Raw genomic sequence first — 5468 nt, forward strand, 5'->3', positions numbered from 1 at the left:
GTAAGAGCCTGACGATGACCTACTTTCACACGGGAACCCGCACTATCATCGGCGCAAAGTCGTTTCACTGTCCTGTTCGGGATGGGAAGGAGTGGGACCAACTCGCTATGGTCATCAGGCATAAACTTTTTGTCGGATCGATGATTCACTCATCCACCCAACCAATTCATAGAGCCAATATCAGCTTGTTTTCTTTTGATTGCGCCTGGCATAACTGTCTTCGATGACTTCATCATCAAAGTTATAGGGTCAAGCCGCACGAGCAATTAGTATTGGTTAGCTTAACGCATTGCTGCGCTTCCACACCCAACCTATCAACGTCCTGGTCTTGAACGACTCTTCAGGGGGGTCAAGCCCCCGGCAGATCTCATCTTGAGACGAGTTTCCCGCTTAGATGCTTTCAGCGGTTATCTCTTCCACACTTAGCTACTCGGCAATGCCACTGGCGTGACAACCGATACACCAGAGGTGTGTCCACTCCGGTCCTCTCGTACTAGGAGCAGGCTCTCTCAAATCTGCAGCGCCCACGGAAGATAGGGACCAAACTGTCTCACGACGTTTTAAACCCAGCTCACGTACCTCTTTAAATGGCGAACAGCCATACCCTTGGGACCGACTACAGCCCCAGGATGAGATGAGCCGACATCGAGGTGCCAAACACCGCCGTCGATATGAACTCTTGGGCGGTATCAGCCTGTTATCCCCAGAGTACCTTTTATCCGTTGAGCGATGGCCCTTCCATACAGAACCACCGGATCACTATGTCCTGCTTTCGCATCTGCTCGACTTGTCAGTCTCGCAGTTAAGCACGCTTATGCCATTGCACTATCGTCACGATGTCCGACCGTAACTAGCGTACCTTCGAACTCCTCCGTTACGCTTTGGGAGGAGACCGCCCCAGTCAAACTGCCTACCATGCACTGTCCCCGATCCAGATAATGGACCTGGGTTAGAACCTCAAACACACCAGGGTGGTATTTCAACGTCGGCTCCACCAGAACTAGCGTCCTGGCTTCAAAGCCTCCCACCTATCCTACACAGATCTGTTCAAAGTCCAATACAAAGCTACAGTAAAGGTTCATGGGGTCTTTCCGTCTTTCCGCGGGGAGATTGCATCATCACAAACATTTCAACTTCGCTGAGTCTCAGGAGGAGACAGTGTGGCCATCGTTACGCCATTCGTGCAGGTCGGAACTTACCCGACAAGGAATTTCGCTACCTTAGGACCGTTATAGTTACGGCCGCCGTTTACTGGGACTTCAATCAAGAGCTTGCACCCCATCATTTAATCTTCCAGCACCGGGCAGGCGTCACACCCTATACGTCCACTTTCGTGTTTGCAGAGTGCTGTGTTTTTATTAAACAGTCGCAGCCACCTATTCTTTGCAACCGCTTTGGGCTCCCTTTGTACAAGTTCACCTACTTGCGGCACACCTTCTCCCGAAGTTACGGTGTCAATTTGCCGAGTTCCTTCTCCTGAGTTCTCTCAAGCGCCTTAGAATACTCATCTCGCGCACCAGTGTCGGTTTGCGGTACGGTCGTCAATAGCTGAAGCTTAGTGGCTTTTCCTGGAAGCAGGGTATCACTCACTTCGTCTGCAAGCAGACTCGTTATCACCCCTCATCTCAGCCCGGCGGATTTGCCTACCAGGCACGACTACAGGCTTGAACCACCTATTCCAACAGGTGGCTGAGCTAACCTTCTCCGTCCCCACATCGCACTATTGATCGGTACAGGAATATTGACCTGTTTCCCATCAGCTACGCATCTCTGCCTCGCCTTAGGGGCCGACTCACCCTACGCCGATGAACGTTGCGTAGGAAACCTTGCGCTTACGGCGAGGGGGCTTTTCACCCCCTTTAACGCTACTCATGTCAGCATTCGCACTTCTGATACCTCCAGCATCCGTTACCAGACACCTTCACAGGCTTACAGAACGCTCTCCTACCACGCACAGTAAACTGTGCATCCGCAGCTTCGGTAACTGGCTTAGCCCCGTTACATCTTCCGCGCAGGACGACTCGATCAGTGAGCTATTACGCTTTCTTTAAATGATGGCTGCTTCTAAGCCAACATCCTGACTGTTTTAGCCTTCCCACTTCGTTTCCCACTTAGCCAATTTTAGGGACCTTAGCTGGCGGTCTGGGTTGTTTCCCTCTTGAGTCCGGACGTTAGCACCCGGTGCTCTGTCTCCCAAGCTGTACTCTGCGGTATTCGGAGTTTGCATAGGGTTGGTAAGTCGCCATGACCCCCTAGCCTAAACAGTGCTCTACCCCCGCAGGTAATACTTGAGGCACTACCTAAATAGTTTTCGGAGAGAACCAGCTATTTCCAAGTTTGTTTAGCCTTTCACCCCTATCCACAGCTCATCCGCTAGTTTTGCAACACTAGTCGGTTCGGACCTCCAGTACCTGTTACGGCACCTTCATCCTGGCCATGGATAGATCACTTGGTTTCGGGTCTACACCCAGCGACTAGACGCCCTATTCGGACTCGATTTCTCTTCGCCTCCCCTATTCGGTTAAGCTTGCCACTGAATGTAAGTCGCTGACCCATTATACAAAAGGTACGCCGTCACCCCGAAGGGCTCCGACTTTTTGTAAGCATACGGTTTCAGGATCTATTTCACTCCCCTCCCGGGGTTCTTTTCGCCTTTCCCTCACGGTACTGGTTCACTATCGGTCGATTACGAGTATTTAGCCTTGGAGGATGGTCCCCCCATATTCAGACAGGGTTTCTCGTGCCCCGCCCTACTTTTCTCTAGCTCAGTACCACCGTTTGGTTTTCACATACAGGGCTATCACCTACTATGGCCGGACTTTCCATTCCGTTTTGTTAACCAATCGACTATCACTAGAAGGCTGCTCCGAATTCGCTCGCCACTACTATCGGAATCTCGGTTGATGTCTTTTCCTCTGGGTACTTAGATGTTTCAGTTCTCCAGGTTCGCCTCGTTAGCCTATGTATTCAGCTAACGATACCCTTGCGGGTGGGTTTCCCCATTCAGAAATCTCCGGATCAAAGCTTATTTGCCAGCTCCCCGAAGCTTATCGCAGGCTATCACGTCTTTCTTCGCCTGTAATCGCCAAGGCATCCACCATATGCTCTTAGTCACTTGACCCTATAACTTTGACGTCTCTTGCGAAACTCCAAAGTCAAATCAAAGACTGTGTGAGGTCTCTCACCTCACGCGTTATGCCGTAATGTGAATAATTCCTCGATATTGCTATCTTGGAGATATTCGTCATTACTAGATATGCGTATTCGCAATATCTGTTTTGACGCAATCAAAATGTCGCTGGCGGCACGGTGCAGTAAAACCTTTACGAATTCCTGCTTTCCGCCAGCAACGCTGATTTCGACTCTATGAATTTTTAAAGAACAGCCGATTGATTGATCCGCGATCGGATCGATCAATACAAAAGCAGTCTGCAAGCCAGACTGCTTTTGTATTGAAGAGCCTTCGATTGTAGCACGCAAACACCACTACCGAACCGAAGTCCAGCAGCTTTCGCAGCGCCTTTGGTGGAGGATGACGGGATCGAACCGACGACCCCCTGCTTGCAAAGCAGGTGCTCTCCCAGCTGAGCTAATCCCCCAAGATTGGTATCAAGGATCCTCGTGCATTGGAATGTTTGGTGGGTCTAGTTGGGCTCGAACCAACGACCCCCGCCTTATCAAGACGGTGCTCTAACCAGCTGAGCTACAGACCCAAGCCATCAAACTGTGTTGATTCGATGGTGTATCCAACAACCGATAAGTGTGGGCGTTCAATTGAAGCAGCTGTTTTCCAGAAAGGAGGTGATCCAGCCGCACCTTCCGATACGGCTACCTTGTTACGACTTCACCCCAGTCACGAACCCCGCCGTGGTAAGCGCCCTCCTTGCGGTTAGGCTACCTACTTCTGGCGAGACCCGCTCCCATGGTGTGACGGGCGGTGTGTACAAGACCCGGGAACGTATTCACCGTGACATTCTGATCCACGATTACTAGCGATTCCGACTTCACGCAGTCGAGTTGCAGACTGCGATCCGGACTACGACTGGCTTTATGGGATTAGCTCCCCCTCGCGGGTTGGCAACCCTTTGTACCAGCCATTGTATGACGTGTGTAGCCCCACCTATAAGGGCCATGAGGACTTGACGTCATCCCCACCTTCCTCCGGTTTGTCACCGGCAGTCCCATTAGAGTGCCCTTTCGTAGCAACTAATGGCAAGGGTTGCGCTCGTTGCGGGACTTAACCCAACATCTCACGACACGAGCTGACGACAGCCATGCAGCACCTGTGTGCAGGTTCTCTTTCGAGCACTCCTCTATCTCTAAAGGATTCCTGCCATGTCAAAGGTGGGTAAGGTTTTTCGCGTTGCATCGAATTAAACCACATCATCCACCGCTTGTGCGGGTCCCCGTCAATTCCTTTGAGTTTCAACCTTGCGGCCGTACTCCCCAGGCGGTCAACTTCACGCGTTAGCTTCGTTACTGAGTCAATTAAGACCCAACAACCAGTTGACATCGTTTAGGGCGTGGACTACCAGGGTATCTAATCCTGTTTGCTCCCCACGCTTTCGTGCATGAGCGTCAGTACAGGCCCAGGGGATTGCCTTCGCCATCGGTGTTCCTCCGCATATCTACGCATTTCACTGCTACACGCGGAATTCCATCCCCCTCTGCCGTACTCTAGCCTTGCAGTCACAAAGGCAGTTCCCAGGTTGAGCCCGGGGATTTCACCTCTGTCTTACAAAACCGCCTGCGCACGCTTTACGCCCAGTAATTCCGATTAACGCTTGCACCCTACGTATTACCGCGGCTGCTGGCACGTAGTTAGCCGGTGCTTATTCTTACGGTACCGTCATGACCCTCCTGTATTAGAAGAGGGCTTTTCGTTCCGTACAAAAGCAGTTTACAACCCGAAGGCCTTCATCCTGCACGCGGCATTGCTGGATCAGGCTTGCGCCCATTGTCCAAAATTCCCCACTGCTGCCTCCCGTAGGAGTCTGGGCCGTGTCTCAGTCCCAGTGTGGCTGGTCGTCCTCTCAGACCAGCTACAGATCGTCGGCTTGGTAAGCTTTTATCCCACCAACTACCTAATCTGCCATCAGCCGCTCTAGTAGCGCAAGGCCCGAAGGTCCCCTGCTTTCATCCTTAGATCTCATGCGGTATTAGCTACTCTTTCGAGTAGTTATCCCCCACTACTAGGCACGTTCCGATGTATTACTCACCCGTTCGCCACTCGTCAGCCACCGAAGTGCTGTTACCGTTCGACTTGCATGTGTAAAGCATGCCGCCAGCGTTCAATCTGAGCCAGGATCAAACTCTATAGTTCGATCTTGAATTTAAAGTCTCTCGACTTCACTCATAAAAACGGAATTGAAGTGAACTTCACTTCTATTTCCATGAGCGTTTGATTTAGTTCCGAAGAACTTGGCTGCTTGCCCTCAAACGCCCACGCTTATCGGCTGTATTTTTTT

General features: G+C 51.4%; 1 protein-coding gene, 2 tRNA genes and 3 rRNA genes. All 6 read right to left on the reverse strand.

Annotation, left to right across the window (positions count from 1 at the left end):
* Positions 1-6: 6 nt before the first annotated feature.
* Positions 7-119 (reverse strand): 5S ribosomal RNA (gene rrf / locus V8Z74_RS25840).
* A gap of 126 nt (positions 120-245) precedes the next feature.
* Positions 246-3121, reverse strand: a 23S ribosomal RNA gene (locus V8Z74_RS25845).
* A 65-nt stretch (positions 3122-3186) separates the two neighbouring features.
* Positions 3187-3435 carry a hypothetical protein gene (locus V8Z74_RS25850; protein WP_349712242.1) on the reverse strand — a complete coding sequence of 83 codons (249 nt, stop codon included), beginning with the start codon at positions 3433-3435 and terminating at the stop codon, positions 3187-3189.
* A gap of 88 nt (positions 3436-3523) precedes the next feature.
* Positions 3524-3599: transfer RNA gene (locus tag V8Z74_RS25855), tRNA-Ala, on the reverse strand.
* Between the two features lie 37 nt (positions 3600-3636).
* Positions 3637-3713: transfer RNA gene (locus tag V8Z74_RS25860), tRNA-Ile, on the reverse strand.
* An 81-nt stretch (positions 3714-3794) separates the two neighbouring features.
* Positions 3795-5323: ribosomal RNA gene (locus tag V8Z74_RS25865) — 16S ribosomal RNA — on the reverse strand.
* Together the 16S, 23S and 5S rRNA genes with 2 tRNA genes alongside form the textbook arrangement of a ribosomal RNA operon.
* Positions 5324-5468: the final 145 nt, after the last annotated feature.

It is taken from the genome of Comamonas sp. w2-DMI (assembly GCF_040187735.1).
In the GTDB taxonomy this organism is placed as follows: domain Bacteria; phylum Pseudomonadota; class Gammaproteobacteria; order Burkholderiales; family Burkholderiaceae_C; genus Comamonas; species Comamonas terrae.